The sequence below is a fragment of the Shewanella sp. TB7-MNA-CIBAN-0143 genome (genome assembly GCF_040310065.1).
Taxonomy (GTDB): Bacteria; Pseudomonadota; Gammaproteobacteria; order Enterobacterales; family Shewanellaceae; genus Shewanella.
The window spans coordinates 1-269 of record NZ_JBEOPL010000107.1; the positions used below are offsets into that span (position 1 = coordinate 1).

Genomic DNA, 269 nt, shown 5'->3' on the forward strand with positions numbered 1-269 from the left:
GCTTTGCGCTTGCTCGCCTACTACTTCGTCGGTCATTATGCGCGGGTATTTACCAGCGATTGACCACGTCATAAAGTATGGCGTCCAATCTATGTATTTACGCAAAGTAGCAATTGATACGTTTTTAAACTCGATCACGCCAAGCTTTTTAGGCACTGGTGGCGTGTAGTTATCCCAATCAAGCTTTGCTGCGTTATCGCGTGCGCGCTGGATTGTAACAGGCTTAGAGCGTGGTTTTTTACGTGCTTGTTGCTCGCGTACTTTTACAT

The 269-nt window shown here is 46.5% G+C and carries 1 protein-coding gene; it reads right to left on the reverse strand.

The genetic code is table 11. The annotated features are described in order from the left end of the window. Positions 1–269: vitamin B12 dependent-methionine synthase activation domain-containing protein (locus tag AAEY97_RS21305; RefSeq protein WP_351001351.1), on the reverse strand; the 269-nt coding region annotated here is incomplete at both ends.